The organism is Aeromonas sp. CA23, assembly GCF_002587065.1.
Lineage (GTDB): Bacteria > Pseudomonadota > Gammaproteobacteria > Enterobacterales > Aeromonadaceae > Aeromonas > Aeromonas bestiarum.
Genome location: NZ_CP023818.1, coordinates 1,547,830 through 1,571,582, shown reverse-complemented (window position 1 = coordinate 1,571,582; position 23,753 = coordinate 1,547,830). Strand labels below are relative to the sequence as shown.

General features: G+C 61.0%; 21 protein-coding genes and 1 other RNA gene. 3 read left to right on the top strand and 19 right to left on the bottom strand.

Annotated elements, in window-relative coordinates; all coding sequences use genetic code 11:
* Nucleotides 1–9 precede the first annotated feature (9 nt).
* From coaE to yacG, 3 genes are read left to right on the top strand one after another with little or no spacing between them, the layout of a single operon-like run.
* Nucleotides 10–624: a dephospho-CoA kinase gene (gene coaE / locus CK910_RS07345; RefSeq protein WP_098981877.1), complete on the top strand. Its 615-nt coding sequence runs from the start codon at nt 10–12 to the stop codon at nt 622–624.
* Between the two features lie 37 nt (nt 625–661).
* Nucleotides 662–1,384, top strand: coding sequence for a cell division protein ZapD (gene zapD / locus CK910_RS07340; protein WP_043139926.1), 723 nt, complete (start codon nt 662–664; stop codon nt 1,382–1,384).
* A gap of 9 nt (nt 1,385–1,393) precedes the next feature.
* Nucleotides 1,394–1,588, top strand: a complete 195-nt coding sequence (gene yacG / locus CK910_RS07335) for a DNA gyrase inhibitor YacG (protein ID WP_043139929.1) — start codon at nt 1,394–1,396, stop codon at nt 1,586–1,588.
* Nucleotides 1,589–1,677: 89 nt separating this feature from the next.
* Here yacG and mutT read toward each other — a convergent pair whose 3' ends face one another.
* The 19 genes from mutT to rnpB all read right to left on the bottom strand — a co-directional run bounded on the left by mutT (nt 1,678) and on the right by rnpB (nt 23,717).
* Complete coding sequence (mutT, locus tag CK910_RS07330; protein WP_098981871.1) at nt 1,678–2,085, bottom strand: 8-oxo-dGTP diphosphatase MutT; 408 nt, start codon at nt 2,083–2,085, stop codon at nt 1,678–1,680.
* Nucleotides 2,086–2,176: 91 nt separating this feature from the next.
* Entirely contained in the window at nt 2,177–4,897 is a 2,721-nt protein-coding gene (gene secA / locus CK910_RS07325) for a preprotein translocase subunit SecA (protein WP_043139934.1), read from the bottom strand.
* Between the two features lie 59 nt (nt 4,898–4,956).
* On the bottom strand, nt 4,957–5,862 hold the full coding sequence (locus tag CK910_RS07320) for a M23 family metallopeptidase (RefSeq protein WP_042868002.1): 906 nt from the start codon (nt 5,860–5,862) through the stop codon (nt 4,957–4,959).
* A gap of 140 nt (nt 5,863–6,002) precedes the next feature.
* Nucleotides 6,003–6,926, bottom strand: coding sequence for a UDP-3-O-acyl-N-acetylglucosamine deacetylase (gene lpxC, locus CK910_RS07315; protein WP_043139938.1), 924 nt, complete (start codon nt 6,924–6,926; stop codon nt 6,003–6,005).
* 101 nt (nt 6,927–7,027) lie between these two features.
* A complete protein-coding gene (gene ftsZ, locus CK910_RS07310) occupies nt 7,028–8,179 on the bottom strand; it encodes a cell division protein FtsZ (RefSeq protein WP_005305686.1) in 1,152 nt (383 codons plus the stop codon).
* Nucleotides 8,180–8,218: 39 nt separating this feature from the next.
* Complete coding sequence (gene ftsA, locus CK910_RS07305) at nt 8,219–9,478, bottom strand: cell division protein FtsA (protein WP_042867998.1); 1,260 nt, start codon at nt 9,476–9,478, stop codon at nt 8,219–8,221.
* Entirely contained in the window at nt 9,459–10,211 is a 753-nt protein-coding gene (locus CK910_RS07300) for a cell division protein FtsQ/DivIB (protein ID WP_172955262.1), read from the bottom strand. The genes ftsA and CK910_RS07300 overlap by 20 nt, the downstream gene beginning before the upstream one ends.
* 97 nt (nt 10,212–10,308) lie before the next feature.
* On the bottom strand, nt 10,309–11,763 hold the full coding sequence (gene murC, locus CK910_RS07295) for a UDP-N-acetylmuramate--L-alanine ligase (protein ID WP_098981868.1): 1,455 nt from the start codon (nt 11,761–11,763) through the stop codon (nt 10,309–10,311).
* On the bottom strand, nt 11,760–12,845 hold the full coding sequence (gene murG, locus CK910_RS07290) for an undecaprenyldiphospho-muramoylpentapeptide beta-N-acetylglucosaminyltransferase (protein ID WP_098981866.1): 1,086 nt from the start codon (nt 12,843–12,845) through the stop codon (nt 11,760–11,762). The genes murC and murG overlap by 4 nt, the downstream gene beginning before the upstream one ends.
* Nucleotides 12,842–14,026, bottom strand: coding sequence for a cell division protein FtsW (gene ftsW, locus CK910_RS07285; RefSeq protein ID WP_098981864.1), 1,185 nt, complete (start codon nt 14,024–14,026; stop codon nt 12,842–12,844). Before ftsW ends, murG begins: the two co-directional genes overlap by 4 nt.
* Entirely contained in the window at nt 14,023–15,306 is a 1,284-nt protein-coding gene (gene murD, locus CK910_RS07280; protein ID WP_098981862.1) for a UDP-N-acetylmuramoyl-L-alanine--D-glutamate ligase, read from the bottom strand. Before murD ends, ftsW begins: the two co-directional genes overlap by 4 nt.
* Before the next feature lie 3 nt (nt 15,307–15,309).
* Nucleotides 15,310–16,392, bottom strand: a complete 1,083-nt coding sequence (gene mraY / locus CK910_RS07275) for a phospho-N-acetylmuramoyl-pentapeptide-transferase (RefSeq protein WP_042867986.1) — start codon at nt 16,390–16,392, stop codon at nt 15,310–15,312.
* Nucleotides 16,386–17,741, bottom strand: coding sequence for a UDP-N-acetylmuramoyl-tripeptide--D-alanyl-D-alanine ligase (locus CK910_RS07270; RefSeq protein ID WP_098981859.1), 1,356 nt, complete (start codon nt 17,739–17,741; stop codon nt 16,386–16,388). Before CK910_RS07270 ends, mraY begins: the two co-directional genes overlap by 7 nt.
* Nucleotides 17,738–19,222 (bottom strand): UDP-N-acetylmuramoyl-L-alanyl-D-glutamate--2,6-diaminopimelate ligase, encoded by a 1,485-nt coding sequence (gene murE, locus CK910_RS07265; RefSeq protein ID WP_098981857.1) that lies wholly within the window; start codon nt 19,220–19,222, stop codon nt 17,738–17,740. The genes CK910_RS07270 and murE overlap by 4 nt, the downstream gene beginning before the upstream one ends.
* A gap of 195 nt (nt 19,223–19,417) precedes the next feature.
* Nucleotides 19,418–21,169 carry a penicillin-binding transpeptidase domain-containing protein gene (locus CK910_RS07260; protein WP_043139955.1) on the bottom strand — a complete coding sequence of 584 codons (1,752 nt, stop codon included), beginning with the start codon at nt 21,167–21,169 and terminating at the stop codon, nt 19,418–19,420.
* Nucleotides 21,166–21,480: a cell division protein FtsL gene (gene ftsL, locus CK910_RS07255; RefSeq protein ID WP_043139958.1), complete on the bottom strand. Its 315-nt coding sequence runs from the start codon at nt 21,478–21,480 to the stop codon at nt 21,166–21,168. Before ftsL ends, CK910_RS07260 begins: the two co-directional genes overlap by 4 nt.
* A 3-nt stretch (nt 21,481–21,483) precedes the next feature.
* Nucleotides 21,484–22,422, bottom strand: a complete 939-nt coding sequence (gene rsmH / locus CK910_RS07250; RefSeq protein ID WP_043554330.1) for a 16S rRNA (cytosine(1402)-N(4))-methyltransferase RsmH — start codon at nt 22,420–22,422, stop codon at nt 21,484–21,486.
* Nucleotides 22,423–22,881 carry a division/cell wall cluster transcriptional repressor MraZ gene (gene mraZ / locus CK910_RS07245; protein WP_098981854.1) on the bottom strand — a complete coding sequence of 153 codons (459 nt, stop codon included), beginning with the start codon at nt 22,879–22,881 and terminating at the stop codon, nt 22,423–22,425.
* Nucleotides 22,882–23,331: 450 nt separating this feature from the next.
* An RNA gene (gene rnpB / locus CK910_RS07240) (RNase P RNA component class A) lies at nt 23,332–23,717 on the bottom strand.
* Between the last annotated feature and the right edge of the window lie 36 nt (nt 23,718–23,753).

Here is a 23,753-nt window from a genome sequence, read left to right as displayed (position 1 = left end):
TTCTGAGCCATGTATGTAGTTGCAATCACAGGTGGCATCGGCAGCGGTAAAACCACCATAGCCAATCAATTTGCCGAGCTGGGCATAGACGTAGTGGATGCGGACGTCATCGCTCGCGAAGTCGTGGAACCCGGCGCCCCCGCCCTTGCCGCCATCGCGGCCCATTTTGGCCCGGATGTCATCACCGCTGATGGCCAGCTCGATCGACGCAGCCTGCGGGAGCGGGTATTCAGCGACCCAGACGCCAAGGCTTGGCTCAATGCCCTGCTCCACCCCCTGATCCGCCAGGAGATGCTGCGCCAGTGCGCCGCCGCACGCTCCCCCTATTGCCTGCTGGTGGTGCCGCTGCTGGTGGAGAACAAGCTCACCGGCCTTGCCAACCGAGTGCTGGTGATCGACGTGGACGAGGCGACCCAGATTGAGCGAACCTGCCGTCGGGACGGCGTGAGCCGAGAGCAGGCGCAGGCCATTCTGGCTGCCCAGGCGAGTCGTGCGGAACGGCTCGCAGCAGCCGATGACGTGCTGGATAACAAAAATGGCGCACCCGAGACCATAAAGCCGCGTATTTTAGCGCTGCACGAGACATATATGGCATTTGCCTCTCAACAAGCCAGCCAAGTGTGAGTACACTAGGCCGGTTTATGGCTGGCCAGGATTAGGCATGATTTACGATTTCCCCCTCAATGAAAAAAGCCGGACCTATCTTCGTCTGGAGTCCCTGTTTTCCCAGATCCGCGACAATCTGGAGAGTGACCAGTCCTGGGCACACATCGCCTTCTTCAAGGGGTTGTTCGATCTGCAGGAGCTGCTGGAACGTGGCGATCTGCGTGCCGATCTCATCAAGGATCTGGAACGTCTAGGCCAGCGTCTGAGCCACTGGGCCAGCCTGCCGGATGTCGACCTGGAGCAGATCAAGCAGATGCAGCAGGAGAGCACCCAGCTCTCTCGCAACCTGCTCAGTGCCCCGCGTCCCGGTGCCAGACTGAAAGAAGATCGGCTGCTCGGCTCCATCCGCCAGCGCTTCTCCATCCCTGGCGGTCTGTGCGCCTTCGATGTGCCGCAGCTGCACCACTGGCTCGGCACCCCAGCTGTCGCTCGCCATCAGCAGATGCAGCTGTGGCTCAGCGACATCAACCTGCTGATGAATGCCATCTCCCTGCTGCTGCGGCTGTGGCGCGAATCCGGCAACTTCAGCGATCAGATCGCCACCAACGGTTTCTTCCAGGATACCGCCGAGAGTGCCGAACTGATCCGGATCCGCCTGCCAGGCGCCCAGCAGTGCTATCCGACGCTGAGCGGCCACAAGAACCGTTTCGCCCTGCGCTTCCTGCCAACCACGGAGCAGCAGATTGGCGATGTCCCCTTCCAGCTCGCCTGCTGCTAAGGAGCAAGAATGGTCACCAAGATAAAATGCCCAACCTGTAAAACCGAGCTGGAGTGGGGCCCCCAGAGCCCGTTTCGGCCCTTCTGTTGCAAACGCTGCCAGCTGATCGATCTGGGAGAGTGGGCCAATGAGGAGAAACGCATCCCGGGCCCCATCAATCCGGAGCTGCTACCTTACCCGGAAGAGGGTGAGCAGTGGCAATGAGCCGCGCACAAAAAAGGGCCCGCAAGGCCCTTTTTTAATTTATATGCCATATCCACGCAAATGATTCAGCGACGGATATCAAATCCGCATCAGGCGGTCAGAGAGGCTTGCAGCCGCGCCACGATAGGACCGTTGGCATCCGGGAACCGGTATTCATGCAGCGACGCCAGCGGCACCCACAGACACTCCTGCCCCTCCTTGCCGAACGGCTCACCGCTGAAACGGGTCACCTTCCAGATATCCAGCAACACCTGCTTCTCGGGGTAGTCGTGGTGCAGCTCCATGAAGGGGGCGCAATCCAGCACCCGGATGCCAATCTCTTCCCACAGCTCCCTGTCCAGCGCGGTGAGCAGGTCTTCCCCCGCCTCCACCTTGCCACCCGGGAACTCCCAGCGATCGCCCTGATGGCGGTCTGAAGAGCGCTTGGCGATGAAGATGTCGCCTCGTTCATTCTCGATGACGCCAACCGCCACCCAGAGCCGTTTTTTCTGTTCCATCTCAATTACCTTTGTCACTTGCTGCCACGGTATTCATCGCCACTAATAACAAAGCGGGCACTGGGCCCGCCTTGTGATGGCATCGGATCGATCAGGTCAACTGACCGTGGCAGTGCTTGTATTTCTTGCCGGAGCCGCAGGGGCAGGGATCGTTGCGCCCGACCTTCTGCTCGTCTCGCACGAAGGTGGTGTGACCCTCTTCGGCAGCGGCCTCTTCATCGGCCAGCTGGCTCTCTGCGGCGGCATGGGTATAAGTGTGGGGAGCGGCTTCCGCCTGTTGACGCTGCTGTTCTTCCAGCGCCTCCACATCACGTCCCTGCACCTGTACCCGGCTCAGTATGCTGACCACGTCGCGCTTGAGGGTTTCCAGCATCTGGGTGAACAGATCGAAGGATTCGCGCTTGTACTCCTGCTTGGGGTTCTTCTGGGCGTAACCGCGCAGATGGATGCCCTGACGCAGGTGATCCATGGCCGCCAGATGCTCCTTCCACAGGCCATCCAGGGTTTGCAGCATCACGGCTTTCTCGAAATTGCGCAGCACATCGATACCGACCATCTCCTGCTTGTGGGCATAGAGCTTGGTGGCCTCTTCCAGAATGCGCTCGCGCAGCTTCTCTTCATACAACTTGTCATCTTCCGCCAGCCACTGCTGCAGCGGCAGATCCAGCGCGAAGTCGGCCTTCAGGCGCGCTTCCAGACCCGGTACATCCCACATCTCTTCCAGAGACTGGGGCGGAATGTACTCGTCGATCACGGCGCCGTAGACGTCGTCACGGATGACGTGAATGGTGTCGGAGATGTCGTTGGTGTCCAGCAGCTCGTTGCGCTGCTCATAGACCACCTTGCGCTGGTCATTGGCCACGTCATCAAACTCGAGCAGGCTCTTGCGGATGTCGAAGTTGCGACCCTCCACCTTGCGCTGGGCGTTTTCGATGGCCTTGGTCACCCAGGGGTGCTCGATGGCTTCGCCCTCTTCCATGCCCAGCTTCTTCATCATGCCGGTCACGCGATCGGAGGCGAAGATCCGCATCAGGGTATCTTCCATGGAGAGATAGAAGCGGGAGGAACCCGGGTCACCCTGACGACCGGAACGACCGCGCAACTGGTTGTCGATGCGACGGGATTCGTGGCGCTCGGTACCTATGATGTGCAAGCCACCGGCAGCCAGCACGGCATCGTGGCGGATCTGCCAGGCAGCCTTGATTTCGCTGATCTGCTCGTCACTCGGATTCTCCAACTGGGCAATCTCCGCCTGCCAGTTGCCACCCAGCACTATGTCGGTACCACGACCGGCCATGTTGGTCGCTATGGTGACGGCGCCGAGTTGACCCGCCTGAGCGACTATCTCAGCTTCCATGGCGTGGAACTTGGCGTTCAGCACCTTGTGCGGGATCTCTTCCTTGGTCAGGATGCCGGAGAGCAGCTCCGAGTTCTCGATGGAGACGGTACCGACCAGTACCGGCTGGCCCTTGGCCACGCACTGACGGATATCTTCGATGATGGCGGCGTATTTCTCATTGGCGGTCAGATAGACCAGATCGCCCATGTCTTTGCGCACCATCGGCTTGTTGGTCGGGATAACGACTGTATCCAGGCCATAAATCTGCTGGAATTCAAAGGCTTCGGTATCCGCAGTACCCGTCATGCCCGCCAGCTTGTCATAGAGACGGAAGTAGTTCTGGAAGGTGATGGAGGCCAGGGTCTGGTTCTCGTTCTGGATCTTGACCCCTTCCTTCGCCTCGACGGCCTGGTGCAGACCATCGGACCAGCGACGGCCCGGCATGGTACGGCCGGTGTGCTCGTCGACGATGACGATCTCGTCTTTTTGCACTATGTAGTCGACGTTGCGCTCAAACAGGGTGTGAGCACGCAGACCGGCATTGACGTGGTGCAGCAGGCTGATGTTGGTGGCGGAGAACAGGGAGTCCTCTTCTGCCAGCAGCCCCTCTCGCTTGAGCAGCTCTTCCACGAAGATCTGGCCGTTTTCGGTCAACAGGGCCTGACGGTTCTTCTCGTCCACCGTGTAGTGACCTTCACCCGTGTACTCCTCTGTGTCTTCCTTGTCCTGCTTGATCAGCTCAGGGATCAGCTTGTTGACCTGGATATAGAGGGCTGAGCTGTCTTCGGCCGGACCGGAGATGATGAGCGGGGTACGGGCTTCATCGATGAGCACGGAATCCACCTCATCCACCAGCGCGTAGTTGAGCGGACGCTGCACGCGCTGTTCCGGCGAAAACGCCATGTTGTCGCGCAGGTAATCGAAACCGAATTCGTTGTTGGTACCGTAGGTGATGTCGGCGGCGTAGGCGTCACGCTTCTGGGACGCATCCATGCCGGGCACGTTGCAGTCGACCGTCATGCCGAGGAAGGTGAACAGGGGGCGGTTCGCCTCGGCATCACGCTTGGCCAGATAGTCGTTCACCGTCACCACGTGCACGCCACGACCGCTCAGGGCGTTCAGGTAGGCCGGCAGGGTCGCGGTGAGGGTCTTGCCTTCACCAGTCTTCATCTCGGCGATGCGGTTGGAGTTCAGCACCATGCCACCGATCAGCTGCACGTCGAAGTGACGCATGCCAAACACCCGGCGGGAGGCTTCACGCACGGTGGCGAATGCTTCCGGCAGCAACTGCTCCAGCGTCTCACCCTGCTCCAGACGCTGACGATATTCAGCTGTCTTGGCCTGCAACTCCTGATCGGACAGGGCCTCGAACTGAGGCTCCATCGCATTGATCTGTTTTACAATTTTGCGCAAAGCCTTGAGCGTTCTGTCGTTCCGGCTGCCGATAATCTTGGTGAGCAGTGTGCTAATCATGGGTACCAACTATTTCTGGTTATATAAGTGTTCCGTCACTGGAACCTGGAGAAAAAAACCTAACCCCGTCTGGCGTTAAGAAAGCGTGCGGGGTTGACCTGACGACCGTCTTTCAACACTTCGTAATGCAAATGGACCCCGGTCGCGCGACCGGTGCGTCCCATCAAGGCAATCTTCTGGCCCTCATCGACCAGGGTGCCCACTTCGACCAGCAACTTGGAGTTGTGGGCATAGCGGGTCACCAAACCATTGCCATGGTTGATCTCCACCATGTTGCCAAATTCCGGATGGCGGCCCGCCCAGCTGACGATGCCCGGGCCCGTGGCCAGGATGGGAGTGCCGGGCTTGCCACGGAAATCCACCCCTTTATGCATCTTGGCGCGACCGTTGAACGGATCGACCCGACCACCGAAGCCAGAGGAGACCCAAACTCGCTCCTGCTTGACCGGCGAACCGGAAATAAAACCGGCATCGGTTATATGGTGATTCATGATGAAAGATTCAAGTACCGACAGCTGCTCTTCACGACTGCTGAGCTGCTGGCTGAGATGCTTCATGGAATCCTGCAGCTCGTTGAGGCTGACTTCCAGATCCGCATCATAGGAAGGGCCGCCCATGGGGGGCAACTCCTTGAAATTGAACTCCTCGGGATCGAGGTCTGCCTTCTCGGTCAGCCGCTCGCCGAGCGCATTGAGGCGACCCAGCTGCCCCTGCATGGTGCCCACCTGGGCAGCCAGCATGGCAAGCTGTTCGCGGGCCTCATCGGCCCCTTGCGTGGATTTTTGCTGTTCGGCCATGGCCAGCGCGACTTCCAGCGCCTCCATTTTCTGGTGCCAGCTCTGCCAGAGCCAACCACCACCCAGGGCCAATACAGTGAAGAGGATACCGCCGACCCAGGCCAGACGTTGTTTGGGTAAGTGCAACTTGCGTCGCTGCTTGCCGTTGAGGATCAGGGTAATGCTCATAGAAATCAGTCTGCTCGGTCAGGTGAGGCCAGGAGCCAGCACGGGGAATAAAACCGGGAGATAATCGGTATTAAAGGATGGAGTAAACAAATGACGGAACGTCGGTGCGGAGAGAGGACCGACGTTCCGTTGCACAGCTATCAGGCCAGAACCAGACCGTTATCGTAGTAAGCGATGGGCGCTTTGTCGCCCTCACCCTCGAAGGTCACCAGTTCCCAGGCCTCCTGCTTGGCCAGCAAGGCACGCAGCAGCTTGTTGTTCAGGGCATGACCCGTCTTGTAGGCACGGAATTCGCCAATGATGCTGCGGTTACACATGTACAGGTCACCGATCGCATCCAACATCTTGTGTTTGACGAATTCGTCTTCATAACGCAGACCATCTTCGTTCAGTACCCGATAGTCATCCAGCACCACGGCGTTTTCCAAGCTTCCGCCCAGCGCCAGGTTCTGGGAACGCAGGTACTCGATATCACGCATGAAACCGAAAGTACGGGCACGACTGATCTCTTTCACGAAAGAAGCACCGGAGAAATCCAGCACGCAACGCTGATTGCGTCCTTCAAATACCGGATGCTGGAAATCGATCTCGAGATCCATTTTGAAGCCATTGCGATAGGGGTGGAATTCCGCCCACTTGTCGCCGTCTTCAACCCGGATGCTCTGCTTGATCCGCACAAACTGCTTGGCTGCATTTTGCTCACGGATACCGACTTCTTGCAGCAGGTAGATAAAGGGGTGCGCACTGCCGTCCATCACCGGGATCTCGGGTGCGTCAACCTCGACATAGAGGTTGTCGATCCCCATCCCGGCCAGCGCGGCAGAGAGGTGCTCAATGGTAGAGACACGGACACCTGCTTCGTTGACCAGAGCGGTACAAAGCACGGTATCACGCACCTGATCGGCATTGGCTGGCAGCGCTACCACAGGATCAAGATCGGTACGCAAGTAAACGATCCCTGTGTTAACAGGCGCCGGACGGAACGTCATTGTGACTTTCCGGCCCGAATGCAGGCCCACACCGGTGGCCTGGACACTCGTTTTCAAGGTTCTTTGTCTAATCATGGGCGTATCCGCTTAACAGCTCATATTCCGGACCAGATGGTCGTTGGCAGGCCATCTTAGCACATTCCTTAAGCAACAAACAAACTAGTGCCATTAGAGGCTTAGTCAGCTTGCTTGCGCAGGAACGCAGGAATATCGAGATAATCCGGTTCGCGACGAGCTTGCGGCTCGGCGTTGACCACCTTGGCCGGGGCCTCTTCCATCACGCGAGACTGCAGGGCTTCGCTGATCAGGGGCTGACGGGCCGGACGCTCTTGTACCATGTTGTTCTTCACCAGCGTGATGTCGGGCTTGCGCTCGGCACCGATACCGGTGGCAACCACGGTCACACGCAGTTCGTCGTGCATTTCCGGGTCGATTACGGTACCCACCACCACGGTGGCGTTCTCGGAGGCGAAGGCCTTGACCGCGTTACCCACGGTTTCGAACTCTTCGATGGTCATGTCCATGCCGGCGGTGATGTTGACCAGGATGCCACGGGCACCGGCCAGATCCACGTCTTCCAGCAGCGGGCTGGAGATGGCCTTCTCGGCCGCTTCTTCGGCACGATCATCACCGGAGGCGGAACCTGTACCCATCATGGCGGTACCCATTTCACGCATCACGGTACGCACGTCCGCGAAGTCGACGTTGATCAAGCCCGGACGGGTGATCAGCTCGGCAATGCCCTGTACCGCACCCAGCAGCACATCGTTGGCCGCCTTGAAGGCGTCCAGCAGAGAGATGCCACGACCCAGCACCTTCAGCAACTTGTCGTTGGGGATGGTGATCAGGGAGTCGACGTTCTTGGACAGCTCTTCGATGCCGTGGGCGGCGAAGCCCATCCGCTTCTTCCCTTCGAAGGAGAACGGCTTGGTTACGACAGCAACTGTCAGTATGCCCATCTCGCGGGCCACTTCGGCCACGATAGGCGCAGCACCTGTACCCGTACCACCACCCATGCCGGCGGCGATGAACACCATGTCGGAACCGGTCAGCAGCTCACGCAGCGCTTCCCTGTCTTCCATGGCCGCATCACGACCCACTTCCGGATTGGCTCCGGCACCCAGACCCTTGGTGATGCCACCGCCGATCTGCAGGGTTGTGTTGGCGCTGGAGTTACGCAGAGCCTGGGCGTCGGTGTTGACGGTAATGAACTCGACACCTTCGATGTTTTGACGAACCATGTGCTCGACCGCGTTACCGCCGCCGCCACCCACACCAATCACTTTAATGACGGCTTCGTCAGTGTGGCTATCCATAAATTCAAACATGTTGTCTCTCCGCTTTATTTGCCTGACTCAGCAAAATTCTTAGAACTCGCCACGCAGCCAGTTGCTAACCCGTTTGACCAGGCCACCGACGCTTGCCTTGGCGGCATATTCTTTGTTGCTACCAGTGGCTTGATGGGTGCGGCCATACTGCAGCAACCCGACCGCAGTCGAGTACACAGGCGCCTGCACGTAATCACTCAAACCACGTATGTTCATGGGCTCTCCTACCCGGACCTGGCTCTGGAATATCTGCTCTGCGCACTCCACAATGCCTTCGATCTGGGCAGCGCCGCCGGTCAAGACCACACCGGCAGCCAGCTGATGCTTGACCCCCTGCGCTTTCAATTCGCTTTGTACCCGCACCAGCTCATCATTCACCATGGAGAGCAACTCGGTGTAACGGGGCTCAATCACTTCGGCCAGTGTCTGCCGTTGCAGGCTACGCGCCGGACGACCGCCGACACTGGGTACTTCAATATTGTCTTCCTTGCTGACCAGACGGCCGAGGGCGCAGCCGTAGCGCACCTTGATCGCTTCTGCGTCCAGCGGCGGTGTGCCGAAGGCGTAGGCGATGTCGCTGGTCACAGTGCTGCCGGCGTACGGGATCACCTTGGTGTGGCGCAGGGCACCGCCGGTAAACAGCGACATGTCCATGGTACCGCCACCTATGTCCACCACGCAGACACCCAGCTCTTTCTCGTCTTCGGTCAGCACGGCATAGCTGGAAGCCAGCGCGGAGAAGATCAGCTGATCCACCCGCAGACCGACTTTCTCCACACATTTCTCAATGTTGCGGGCCATGTCGTTGTGGCAGGTGATCAGGTGCACCTTGGCGGCCATCCGGACCCCGGACAGGCCGACCGGGTTCTTGATCCCTTCCTGATAGTCGATGGCGAACTCCTGGGGCAGCACATGCAGCACCCTCAGCTCATCGGACAAGCGCACCGATTTGGCGGTGTGGATGACGTTGTCCACGTCCTCCTGGGTCACCTCCTCATCGGAGATGGGCACCATGCCGGTTTCGTTGCGACAATCGATGTGCTTGCCGGACAGACCCAGATACACGGAGCTGATCTGGCAGTCGGCCATCATCTCGGCCTCTTCCACCGCACGACGCAGGGACTTGACCACGGAATCGAGATCGTTGACCCCGCCCTTATCCATGCCACGAGAGGCGTGACTGCCCATGCCGATGACATTGAGCTCACCGTCTGGCAGCACTTCGCCAACCAGAACCGCCACCTTGGTTGTGCCGATATCCAGTCCGACAATCAGATTTCTATCTGCGGTTTTGGTCATTCACTTTCTCTTCGTTCTTCTTCCAGCCAACTGCCATTCCGGTGTCGTATCGAAGATCCACATAAGCAACCTGCTCACGGGGTTCGATGATCGGAAAAGCATCGATAAACCGCTGCAGTCGAAGCGCTATATCCGAGCGCCCCAAAAACAGCTGAATGTTGCCATCCAGGGTCAGTTCCCAGGCATGGCGGGGAGTCAGATTCACTCCCAGCAGCTTGTATCCCTTGGCCGCCAGCTGCGCCTCGTACTGACGGCTGGCTTCCAGTACCTTGACGGCCTGATCTTCAGGCCCGGATAGCTGCATCAGGGGGCTCTTCACCCTGTCCGGCGCACTGAACACCTCACCCTTGGTGTTGACGAAGCGGTTGCCATTCCAGCGTGCCGCTACCGCCTGCTCGGTGAGATAGACCTTGATCTTGTTGGGCCACTTCTTGCGTACAGAGACCTGGGCCACCCAAGGCAAGGCGTTCAATCGCGCCTGCAATTCGTTTACATCCAGCTCGAAGAAGTTACGCAGCTCGGCACCATCCAGCACGGCGTTACGCAACTCGTCGGTCTGCAAATACTGGTGTTGCCCCTGCAGCAACAGCTCGCTCATGGGCAACCGATTGGCGTCCGTCAGCCAACCTTTAACATCCAGCGCTGTCTGGTAGAAGCCCCACATGACCAGGATGAAAAATCCCACCCCTGCAATGAAGCCACCCTTGGTGCGCCCTTGTGCCCTTGCCTCCACCCGATCTTTCCCCGTTTAACGCGCCATGCCGGCCCTTTGCAGACCGGTCCGCCATTATATAGGCCCCGGCTTGGCGGTCAAAATACTCATTGGGCCCTCAGGCGCCGGATTTCATGCTCTCTATGCTCAATTTCATCTCGCCGAGACGGCGTGCCAGTGCGCCTACGTTGCCCGCGCCCTGGGTCAGCACCAGATCCCCCTCGCCGACCAGTCCTGCCAGCACGGCGGGTACATCGTCCGGGGTAGCGACAAAGATGGGTTCCAGGTTGCCACGGGAGCGGATGGAGCGGCACAGGGCGCGGCCATCGGCCCCCGGGATGGGCTCTTCACCGGCGGCATAGACCTCCAGCATCACCAGCACATCCACCTTGGAGAGCACGTCCGCAAAATCTTCATAGAGATCGCGGGTACGGGTGTAGCGGTGCGGCTGGAATACCATGACCAGGCGCTTCTCGGGCCAGCCGGCACGAGCGGCGTTGATGGTCACCTTGACTTCGCTCGGGTGGTGACCGTAGTCGTCCACCAACATGGCCTTGCCACGGCCGGTCTCGAATTCGCCATATTGCTGGAAGCGGCGACCCACGCCTTCAAACTTGGCCAGCGCACGGATGATGGCATCATCGCCGATCCCGTCTTCGGTAGCGACCGCAATCGCTGCGGCGGCATTGAGCGCATTGTGGATGCCCGGCAGGTTCAGGGTCACTTCCAGCTCACCGGCGCCCGCGCGACGGACCCGGAAACGGCTGCGGTTGCTGGTCTGCACGAAGTCCAGCACCTGTACGTCGGCATCATCGCAGAGACCATAGGTGATGGTCGGACGGGCGATCTCCGGCAGTAGGCCGCGGATCACGGGATCATCCACACACACCACGGCCAGACCGTAGAAGGGCAGGTTGTGCAAAAAGTCGATGAAGGTGGCCTTCAGGCGGGAGAAGTCACCGCCATAGGTGTCCATGTGATCCGCTTCGATGTTGGTCACGATGGAAACCATCGGCTGCAGATGCAGGAAGGAGGCGTCGCTCTCGTCCGCTTCGGCGATCAGATAACGGCTGCTGCCCAGACGGGCATTGGTGCCGGCGCTGTTGAGCAGGCCGCCGATGACGAAGGTCGGATCACGATCGGCTTCGGCATAGATGCTCGCCACCAGGCTGGTGGTGGTGGTCTTGCCGTGGGTGCCGGCGATGGCGATGCCGTGACGGAAACGCATCAGCTCGGCCAGCATCTCGGCGCGGCGCACCACGGGGATACGCAGCTCGCGGGCGGCCAGCAGCTCGGGGTTGTCCTGCTTGATGGCGGTAGAGACCACCACCACGCTCGCCTCGCTCACATGCTCGGCGCTGTGGCCCACGAAGATATGGGCCCCCAGCGACGCCAGCCGCTCGGTCACCGCATTGCGGGCCAGATCCGAGCCGGTTACCTGATACCCTTCGTTGGCAAGCACCTCGGCGATCCCGCCCATACCGGCGCCACCTATGCCGATAAAGTGGATGCGACGCACGCGACGCATTTCGGGGATCACGGTACGCAGTTTTGCCAGTTCAACCTTGGTCATAGTTCTCTCTCAGTCTGCCCAGCGGCGAGTCGTTTACACTCATCGGCAACCCGCTCGGCGGCATCGGTAATAGCGACGCGACGGGCAGCTTGGGCCATGTTCAATAGGGTTTCCCTGCGGCCGGCAAGCCAGCTGAGGCGTGCGGCCAGCGAGGCCGTGGTCAGCTCGGATTGGGGCAGGAATTCAGCACCGCCGCCGTCGACCAGGGTCAGGGCATTGCGGGTCTGGTGATCATCCACCGCATGGGGCAGTGGCACAAAAATGGCGGCGACCCCGGCGGCAGCCACTTCGGAGACAGTCAGGGCCCCCGCGCGGCACACCACCAGATCGGCCCAGGCGTAGGCATCGGCCATCTCCTTGATAAACTCGCTCACCTCGGCCTCGACGCCCTGCCCGGCATACGCCTGCGCGACGGCCTCACGGTTACCCTTGCCGCACTGATGACGCACCGCAATGGGGACACCGGCAGCGGCAACGGCTGGCGGAACCTGCTCGTTGAGCACCCGGGCCCCCAGGCTGCCACCGACGATCAGCAGGTGCAGCGGCTCTGCGCTGCTGCGCAGTTGCGGATCCGGCAGGGCTACCACTTCGGGACGTACCGGATTGCCCACCACGGCGGTGCGACGACTGGGTGCAAACGCCCCCGGGAACGCCATCAGCACCCGCTTGGCGAGGCGCGCCAGCAGCTTGTTGGTCAGGCCGGCCGCCGCATTCTGCTCGTGCAACAGCAAGGGAATGCCGGACAGCCAGGCCGCCACGCCGCCCGGGCCGGAGGCAAAGCCCCCCATGCCGAGCACCACGTCGGGCCGTATGGTCTTGAGCACACGGCGCGCCTGCAGCACGGATTTGACGATGCGATAAGGGGCGGCCAGCAGACGCTTGATGCCGTTGCCGCGCACCCCCTGAATGTCGATGAAGGAGATGGGATAACCGTGGGCAGGCACCAGCTCGGCCTCCATCCGGTCGGCGGTGCCGAGCCAGTGAATGGTCCAGCCCTGGGCCTTGAGGCGATCGGCCACGGCCAGGCCGGGGAACACATGGCCCCCGGTACCGCCCGCCATCACCAACAGAGTCTTGCTCACGAAACCTCCCGCACGCGCGCCTGGGCACTGGCCTGGCGCAACTCGAAATCGATACGAATCAACATGCTCACCGCCACCATCATGATGATGAGACTGGAACCACCGTAGCTGACCAGCGGCAGGGTCAGACCCTTGGTCGGCATCATGCCGCTGGCGGCACCGACGTTGACGAAGGTCTGGAAGCTGAACCAGATGCCGATGCCGATGGCCAGATAGCCTTCATACAAACGCTCGGCCACCAGCGCCTGGTGCCCCAGCTTGAGTGCCTTGAACGCCAGCGCGAAGATGAGGAAGAGCGCGCCCAGCACACCCACGTAGCCCAGCTCTTCCCCCAGGATCGCAAACACGAAGTCGGTGTGCGCCTCCGGCAGGTACTCCATCTTCTGGATCGAGTTGCCAAGCCCCTCGCCAAACCAGCTGCCACGACCGAACGCCATCAGCGACTGGGTCAGCTGGTAGCCGCTGCCGAACGGATCGGCCCAGGGGTCGAGGAAGGAGGTCACCCGCCGCATCCGGTAAGGCTCGGCGATGATCAGGGTCACTACCGCGCTCACCCCCACCAGGATGAGGCCGATGAACTGCACCAGCCGCGCCCCCGCCAGGAACAGCATGCCCAGCGAGGTCACAAACATCACCACCACGGATCCCAGATCGGGCTGGGCCAGCAGCAGTATGGCCACCACGAACAGCACGGCCATCGGCTTCATGAAGCCGATGAAGCGCTCGCGTACCTCGCTCTGACGGCGCACCAGGTAGCCCGCCAGATAGACGAACAGCGCCAGCTTGCCGAACTCGGCCGGCTGCAGGTTGAAGGGGCCGAGCGGCAGCCAGCGGATGGAACCGTTGACGCTGCGGCCCACCAGCAGCACCAGCACCAGCATTATGATGGCGAGCACCAGCATGGGGCCGTTGTAGTGCTGCCAGCGGGCCATGGGCACCTGCAGCACGAACCAGGAGATGCCGAGCGCCATCACCAGGAAGAGGCCGTGGCGCTTCACAAACATGAAGGGATCGTTGTTGATGGCGATCCCCTCCGGGATCGAGGCCGAGGCCACTATCACCAGACCCACAGCCATCAAGGCCAGTGCCAGCACCACCAGTTGCCGATCGTAGAGACCCGCCGGACGCGCCGGTAACAACCAGCGTTGCAGCACACCTGCGACGGCGCCAAGGGCGTTCATAAGGTCTGCACCAGCTCGGTGAAACGATCACCGCGCGCTTCGAAAGATTTGAATTGATCCAGGCTGGCGCAGGCCGGCGCCAGCAGCACCCAGTCACCGGGTCTGGCATCGGCGGCGGCCTTGGCAACCGCAGCCTCGAGGGAGGCGACCCGCTCGGTCTGCTCGCCCAGTGCCAGCAGCACCTCGGCATCCTGACCGAAGCAGTACATGTGATCGATCTGGCTGCCGAGCAGCGCCTGCACAGGGCCAAAGTCCTGGCCCTTGCCCTGGCCACCGGCCAGCAACAGCAGACGGCCCTTCACAGATTCGCGCACGCCGGCCACGGCGGCCAGGGTCGCCCCCACGTTGGTAGCCTTGGAGTCGTTGATCCAGCGCACCCCGTTCACCTCCCGCACGAAGCGGGCGCGGTGGGGCAGGCCTTCGAAGCGGCGCAGCACGGCGAGTTGCGGCTCGCGGGGAATGCCCACCGCATCGCACAGGGCCATGGCCGCCAGCGCGTTGGCCTGATTGTGGGCACCGACAATCTTCATTTCGTCCACGGCGAGCAGTGGCTCCCCATGCAGGGTCAGCCAGTGGCGGCCCTCCAGCAGGCAGCGGCCATAGCCGTTGCAGTCTAGGCCGAAGCTCTGCCACACCTGACCCACATCGGGCAGGGTCTGGGCATCGTCGCGGTTGATCAGGATGTGCTGGGAATGCTGATGGATCTCCATCTTGGCGGCGCGGTAGTCGGCCATGCCCTGATAGCGATCCATGTGATCTTCACTGAGGTTTAACACCACGGAGGCGGCAGCGCGCAGGCTGTGAGTGGTCTCCAGCTGGAAGCTGGAGAGCTCCAGCACGCAGAGATCCATCGGCTGCTTGAGCAGCTCCAGCGCCGGGGTACCTATGTTGCCACCGACCCCGACCTTGAGGCCCGCCTCGGCAATCATCTCGCCCACTAGCGTGGTGACAGTGCTCTTGCCGTTGGAACCGGTGATGGCGATGACAGGCACCTGGGTCTCGCGCACGAACAGCTCGATATCGCCGACTATGCTCACTCCGAACTCGGCCGCGGCTTTCAGCTCGGGGGTCGCCAGGGCGATACCCGGGCTCGCCACTATCATGTGGGCCTGCTTGAGCAGATCGCCGTCCAGCCCCTGGATCAGTTCAACCTCGGCGGGCAATTGATCCTTGCCCGGCGGATTGGCGCGGGTATCCATCACCAGAGGCGTGACGCCACGGCCGAGGAAGTAATCGACGCAGGAGAGTCCGGTTTTGCCGAGTCCTATGATGATGACCATGGCTTACCTCACCTTCAGGGTGGCGAGGCCGAGCAGCACCAGCATGAGGGTGATGATCCAGAAGCGCACTATGACGCGCGGCTCCGGCCAGCCCTTCTTCTCATAATGGTGATGGATCGGGGCCATGCGGAAGATGCGCACGCCGCGCAGCTTGTAGGAGCCCACCTGCAGGATCACGGAGACGGTCTCCATCACGAAGACGCCCCCCATGATCACCAGCAGGAACTCCTGACGCACCAGCACGGCTATGGTGCCGAGCGCACCGCCGAGGGCCAGGGAACCTACGTCCCCCATGAAGACCTGGGCTGGATAGGTGTTGAACCAGAGGAAGCCCAGACCCGCACCCACGATGGCGGTACAGACGATCACCAGCTCCGAGGTATAGGGCACATAGGGAATGTGCAGGTAGTTGGCGAAGTTGACGTTGCCGGTCGCCCAGGCGATCAGGGCGAAGCCCCCCGCCACCATCACGGTCGGCATGATGGCCAGCCCATCCAGACCGTCGGTCAGGTTGACCGCGTTGGAGGTGCCGACGATAACGAAGTAGGTCAGCACTATGAACATCAGGCCGAGCTGCGGCATCACATCCTTGAGGAAGGGCACCACCAGCTGGGTCTGGCCATCGTGGGTGGCCGTGGTATAGAGGAACACGGCCACGCCCAGCGCGACCGCCGACTGCCAGAAGTACTTCCAGCGGGCGATCAGACCGTCGGTATTCTTGCGCACCACCTTGAGGTAGTCATCGGCGAAGCCGATGGCACCGTAGGCACCGAGCACGAACAGCACCAGCCACACATAGGGGTTGTCGAGGCGGCACCAGAGCAGCACAGAGGTGAAGATGGCGGCGATGATCATCAGGCCGCCCATGGTCGGGGTGCCCTTCTTGCTGAGGTGGGACTCGGGACCGTCGTTGCGGATCACCTGGCCGAACTTCATGATCTGCAGACGGCGGATGAGGCGCGGCCCCATCCAGAGTGCCACCACCAGGCCGGTGATGATCGACAGGATGGCGCGAAACGTCAGGTAGGAGAAGACGTTGAAGAAGGTGAAGTGCGGGGTGAGCAGTTCCGCCAGCCAGACTAGCATGTGGCCGACTCCTGACGGTCAACGACCATCTTGACGATATCTTCCATGCGGGAGCCGCGGGCGCCCTTGACCAGAATCGAAATTTCTTGATGTGTATTTATCATTTGCGCAAGCACTTCAAACAACGACGCCTTGTTATCGAAATGTCGACCAGCCGCGGCATCTGCGGTGTGGCGACTCTGTTCCCCTACTGTCAGCACGGCATCCAGACCACGCTCACGGGCATGGCGTCCAACCCGGGCGTGTTGCTCGGCAGACTCCTCACCCAACTCCTTCATGTCACCGAATACCAGCACCTTGTAGCCGCCCATGGCGGTCAGGGCATCGATGCCCGCCAGCACGGATTCCACGCTGGCGTTGTAGGTGTCATCCACCAGGGTGAGGCCACCCCAGCGCTGGACGCAGAAGCGGCCCTTGACCGGCGCCATCTGCTCCAGCCCCGCCTTGACGGAGGCGAGCGAGGCACCGAGCGCCAGACAACCGGCGGCGGCCGCCAGGGCATTGGCCACGTTGTGGCGACCTGGAATGGCCAGGGTCAGGCTTATTTCACCCTGCGGCGTCACCATCACGAATTCGGCGCAGCCCTGCCCGTTGAGCACTATGTCGCGGGCATGGAAGGGTTGGTTCTGATCTGCGAGGGAGAAGGCACACTGGATGCCCAGTTCACGCCACTTCGGCCAGAATTCATTGTCGGCATTGACGATGGCGGTGCCGCCCTCGCCCAGCCCCTCAAAAATCTCGCTCTTGGCGTGGAAGACCCCTTCCAGAGAACCGAAGCCCTCCAGATGAGCCGCTGCCACGTTGTTGATGAGGGCGGCATCGGGCTGGGCCAGGGAGGTGGTCCAGGCGATCTCGCCCGGATGGTTGGCACCCAGCTCCATCACCGCAAACTTGTGTTGCGGCTCGAGCCGCAGCAGGGTCAGCGGCACGCCCACTTCATTGTTGAAGTTGCCGGCGGTAGCCAGCACCTCGCCTTCATGACGCAGGATGGCAGTGGCCATCTCTTTCACCGTGGTCTTGCCACAGCTGCCGGTGATGGCCAGCACTTTCGGGTTGATGCGCTCGCGCACCAGCTTGCCGAGGCGACCCAGCCCCTTGAGACTGTCGGTGACAACCAGCTGGGGAATGGCCAGTGGCAATTCCCGTTCGACCAGCAGGGCAGAGGCCCCGGCGGCAACCGCCTGCGCGCAGAAATCGTGGGCGTCGAAACGCTCGCCGCGCAGCGCGACAAACAGGGCGCCCGCGCCCAGGGTGCGGGTGTCGGTACTAACAGCCGAGATCTCGCCGTCGTCACCAATCAGACGGGCATCGAGTACCTGCGCCAGGTCGGCAAGCCTGAGGGTCATCATGTGAATGACTCCAATAATGTGTGCAAGGCGGCCGCGACGGTTTCCCGGTCGCTGTAGTGCCGCTTGTCGGTTCCAATGATCTGATAATCCTCGTGACCCTTACCGGCCACCAGGATGATGTCCTGTTTGCTCGCCTGGCCGAGAGCCAGGGTGATCGCCTTGACCCTGTCGTGCTCGATCTGCACGGCAGCAGGATCGCGAAGGCCCGCCACCATGTCGGCCATGATCTGGGCCGGCTCCTCGGTACGGGGGTTGTCGTCGGTCAGGATCACGCGATCCGCATGTTGCTCTGCCATGGCGGCCATCATGGGACGCTTGCCGCGATCCCGGTCGCCACCACAGCCCACCAGACACCAGAGCTGGCCCTCGCAGTGCACCCGCAGGGCCTGCAATGCCTTCTCCAGCGCATCCGGGGTATGGGCATAATCGACCACGGCGAGCGGCGCATTGCCGCCACCGAAGCACTCCATGCGGCCGGTCACCGGCTGCAATCGAGGTGCCGTTGCCAGCAACTCGTTGAAGTCATAACCGAGCACCAGCATGGCGCCCATGGCCGCCAGCACATTGCTGACGTTGAAGCGGCCGAGCAAGGGGGCGGATAATACACCATTCCCCCAGCTGGAGTTAATGCGTGTGTGAAAACCTTGTTGGTGGAAGTGGGGATCCTGCGCCGTTAACTGTCGCCCCGGGTGGTTTTCAATCGGGCCGTGCACGCTGAAGGCCACAGCGGCAGGATAGGCGGCAAGCCACTGGCGCCCCAGCCGGTCGTCGGCATTGATGACGGCGCAGGGCTCGTCGACCAGTTTCAGCAGCTCTTCCTTGGCGGCGCCATAGGCTTCCATGGTGCCGTGGTAGTCCAGATGATCCCGGCTCAGGTTGGTGAACACGGCCGCCGCGAAAGGCAGGGTCGCCACACGATGCTGTACCAGACCGTGGCTGGAAACCTCCATCGCCACCAGATCTGCCCCCTGCTGTTGCAGAGCCGCCAGATTGGCCTGCACCTGCACCGCGCTGCCGGTGGTGTTTTCGGCTTCCACCAACTCACCGAACAAGCCATTGCCTATGGTGCCCATCACCCCGGCCCTGCCACCCAGCAGGGTACGCCAGTTGGCGACCAGCAGCGCAGTGGTGCTCTTGCCATTGGTACCCGTGATGCCGACCAGTTCCAGCCTGTTGGCAGGCTGCTGGTAGAAGTAACCGGCCAGCTCGGAGAGTCTGGCGGGCAGATTAGGGATACCTATGCAGGGCACGGCCAGCTGAGGCGCGACGAATTCCCCGTCCTCCTCAAACACGATGGCGGTCGCTCCCTGAGCCACCGCCTGTTCCATGAAACGTCTGCCATCCACCTGGTGACCCCGAATGGCCACGAAGAGACAACCGGGCCCGACCCGCCGGCTGTCCAGCTGGATATCGGTGAGGGCAAGCGCCGGGGCACGGATGCCGAAGGGGCGCAGTAATGAATCAAGTGCGCGGTGCAACATGGGAAGCCTCCGTATGGGCAGGAATGCAGACGCTCACACCGTGAAACAGCATGAAATACGCCCCGGAACAGATGGGATGGAGGGCCAGGTCAAGTACGCGGTGCAAGGGGGGCCTCCGTACGGGCAGGAATGCAGACGCTCACACCGTGAAACAGCATGAAATACGCCCCGGAACAGATGGGATGGAGGGCCAGGTCAAGTACGCGGTGCAAGGGGGGCCTCCGTACGGGCGAGTTTGGCGGGTACTGCAGGCGGTACCGCATCGGGACGAATATTGAAGAGCTGCAGCACACCGCCCATGGCTTCGGCAAAGGGCGGCGTCGCAACGGCACCACCGTAGTAGGCATCGCCCTTGGGCTCGTTGATCACCACTACCATGACGAAACGGGGGTTGCTGGCCGGGGCGAAGCCGGCGAACCAGGCCATGTAATCCTTGCCGTAGCCGCCGGCGACGGCGACCTTGGCGGTACCACTCTTACCGCCGACCCGGTAACCGGGGATCTGCGCTTTCGGAATGGCATTGCTCACCACGTACTCCAGCGCCTGCAGCATGGCGCTGGCGTTGTTGTGGTCGATGACCTGCTCACCCTTGGGCGGCTCGGTCACCTTGACGATGGAGAGCGGCACCCGCTTGCCCTTGTTGGCCAGAGTGGCGTAGGCGGAGGCCAGCTGCAGCGGAGTGACCCGCAGACCGTATCCGAACGAGAGGGTGGCCCGCTCGATATCGGACCAGCGACGACGCTGGGGCAGCATGCCGCTGCTCTCGCCCATCAGGCCGCTGCCGGTGTCCATGCCGAAGCCGACCATGCTGAGGGTGTTGATCATCTCCTGCGCCGGCATCCGCAGCGCGATGCGCGACATGCCGATGTTGGAGGAGTAGCGCAGTATGTCGTACAGGTTGGTCGCCTTGTGGATGCTCACGTCACGGATCTGCTTGGCCCCGATATATAGGGGTCCGCCCGGAATGGTGTCCTTCCAGCTGGTGACGCCCGCCTGCAGGGCACTCAACAGGATCAAGGGCTTGATGGTCGAACCCGGCTCATAGGTATCGGTCACGACCCGGTTGCGCACCCGGAAACTCTGGTACTGACCGCGGTTGTTCGGGTTGTAGGAGGGGGTGTTGACCATGGCGAGCACTTCGCCGGTCTTCACATCCAGCATCACCATGGAGCCGGAAGTCGCCTTGTTCTCGTCGGTGGCCCGCTTGAGCGCCCGATAGGCCAGTGCCTGGACCCGCTGATCGATGCTCAGTTGCAGATCGTTGGCGTTCTTGCCCTCCTTGACCAGGCCAAGCCGCTCGATGACCCGACCCTGACGGTCTTTACGCACCCGCATCTCGCCCGGAGTCGCGGTCAACCACTCGTTGTAGCTGCGCTCTATCCCTTCGATGCCGCTGCCATCTATGTTGGTGACCCCCACCAGGTGGGCGCTGATCTCGCCGGTCGGATAGAAGCGGCGCGCCTCTGGGCGCAGATAGATGCCACCCAGCTTGAGGCCCTTGATGTATTCCGCCACCGCTGGCGTCACCTGGCGCTGCAGGTAGACGAAGCGCTTGCTCGGGTTGGAGATGCGATGCTTGAGGGTGTTGATGTCGAGCTTGAGCACGGCGGAGAGCGCCAGCCAGGCACGCTCGTTATGGATGGCGCCGGATTCGTGCACCGTCTTGGGATCGGCCCAGACGGCTTCCACCGGCACAGACACGGCAAGCTGTTCGCCGTTGCGGTCTGTGATCATGCCGCGCACCGCCTGGGTAGCTGTGGTGCGCAGCGAACGCATGTCCCCTTCCTGGCGCAGCCGATCCGGATCTATCACCTGGATCCAGGCCAGCCGCAGGATCAAGCCAGCAAACGCAATGCCGATGAAGAACACCAGCGTGCGAAAGCGCCACGGATAGAGTGACGGTGCTTTCGCCTTGGGTGGGGCCTTGGCAGATGCCTTGCGTTTCATGGTTGTGTTATTACCTTCTCGGTGGTCACCAGCGGGCGAGCCATCTGCAATTTATCCATGGCCAGACTCGCGACACGGGAGTGCTCGGCCAGCGTCCCCTGTTCCAGCAAGAGGTGACGCCATTCGATGTTGAGCCGATCCTCTTCCGCCATCAGGTCATTCTGCTTGGCGGTCATGCCACGGGTCATGTTGGTGACCAGGATCACGGCAAAGGCGGTGATCAGCACGGCAACGGCCAGCACGACCTGCAGCTTGTGCCGCCAGAGATCGCCGAGGATCTCCCTGGCCAGATGAACACGCACCTCGCTCATGACTTACTCCGCCAGTCGCTGGGCGACCCGCAGCACAGAGCTGCGCGATCGGCTGTTTTCGGTGACTTCATGCTCAGAAGGCTTGAGCGCCTTGCCGACCGACTTCAATTTACGGCCACCGGCCAGCTGGGCCTCGGTCAACGGAATGCCGCGCGGCACCTCGGGGCCTTTCTCGTGCTTGCGGATGAAGTGCTTTACCAGCCGGTCTTCCAGCGAATGGAAGCTGATGACGGAGAGCCGTCCCTCGGGAGCCAGCGCCTGCAGGGCACCGTCCAGCGCTGTCTCGATCTCCTCCAGCTCGCTGTTGATATAGATGCGGATGGCCTGGAAGCTGCGAGTGGCGGCGTGCTTGCCCTTCTCCTTGCTCGGATTGACCCGGGCAATCATCTCCGCCAGCTGGCGAGTACGCACATAGGGCTCAGTGACCCGATCGTGGACGATGGCGCGGGCAATCTTCTTGGCGAAACGCTCCTCGCCGAAGGTCTTCAATACCCAGGCGATGTCATCCACATCGGCACGAGCCAGCCACTGTGCGGCGCTCTGGCCTGAGGTGGGGTCCATCCGCATGTCGAGCGGGCCGTCTTTCATAAAGCTGAAACCGCGCTCGGCATCGTCCAGCTGGGGGGAAGAAACACCCAGATCCAGCAGGAAGCCGTCGACCTTGCCCAGCAGACCGCGCTCGGCCAGATAGGTGGTAATGCCGGAGAAGGGGCCGTGCACGATTTCAAAACGGGGATCCTGGATCTTGGCCGCCTCGGCTATGGCCTGGGGATCCCGGTCGATGGCGATCAGCCGGCCGTTCGGGCCAAGGTGCTGGAGAATGAGACGAGAGTGACCACCCCGGCCAAAAGTACCGTCGACGTAGATGCCGTCCGGCTTGATGGCCAGCCCTTCAACGGCTTCGTGCAACAGCACTGTGATGTGTTCAGCGGCTTGGGTCATTTATAAAGAAAAATCCTGTAGTCGTGGCGAGCTTGCCCAGTCGTCCCCGGGCAGGCCCTGAATGTCGTCATTGACCTGTTGTTGCCAGCGGGCTTCATCCCACAGCTCAAACTTGTTGAGCTGGCCCACCAGCATGATCTTCTTGTCCAACCCGGCGTGGCTACGCAGTGGCTGGCTCAGCAGCAGACGGCCATTGCCATCCAGCTCGCATTCGGTCGCATGGCCGAGCAACAGCCGCTGCAAGCGGCGTTCTACGGGGTTCATGCTGGAGAGCATCTTGAGCTTGCGCTCTATCTCTTCCCATTCGTTCAGGGGGTAAAGCAGCAGGCAGGGATGAGCAATATCTATGGTGCAGACCAGCTGGCCCTCGCTTTCGTCGCGCAGCCAATCACGGTACTTGGTCGGAATCGCCAGCCGCCCTTTGCTGTCCAGGCTGATGGCGTGAGCACCACGCAACAAATTGCAGTCCCTGAAAATGAGTTAAGGGGGCAAATCGCCCGATAAAAACCACTTTGATCCACTTTTCCCCACCTTGAAGTTTAAGGACGTGCTGAGGGCTTTTCAAGCGAGGATATCGGGCATGGGGAACATATTGACGCAGTGTTTGGGTAGCACTGATTAAATGAGTTGATTTTCCACAAGTTATTTGTGTTAACAGCAATCTGATTAATTGAAATCAATTAAAAAATAAACAAACTGAACGAATAAGACACATTGGAGTCATCTTTCGTTTCCTCGCACACAATCAACGCTGGCATCATCTACGAATAAATCATAACCAATTGATTTATAACATGACATGTAGATGCTCAACCACCCGGCAGCAAATATCACAGCTCAAACGGTGACAATATTTTTTCAGATAATAAAAAAGAGCCTCGCGATAAATCGCAAGGCTCTTCAGGAAGAGGTCGGAGTCGGCCTGTAAGCCGGGTTCTGTTCCGGGTTGCCCCGGTAGCAATCATTCCTCTAGGCCAGCAATCGCTCACTGGCTCAAGCAACCTACCCGCCCCCAACGCGGGCCGCGCCAATAGGGGCCTATTTGGTCTTGCTTCGGGTGGAGTTTACCGTGCCACGAACTGTTGCCAGTCGCGCGGTGCGCTCTTACCGCACCCTTTCACCCTTACCTGATCCCTTGCGGGCCATCGGCGGTTTGCTCTCTGTTGCACTGGTCGTAGGCTCACGCCTCCCAGGCGTTACCTGGCACCCTGCCCTATGAAGCCCGGACTTTCCTCCCCTCCGCCCGTCTGTCCCGAGGGACACAACGACGAAGCAGCGATTGCCCAGCCGACTCCGGGCGCGGATTATAGCCTTGTCCAGCGCCCCGGGTA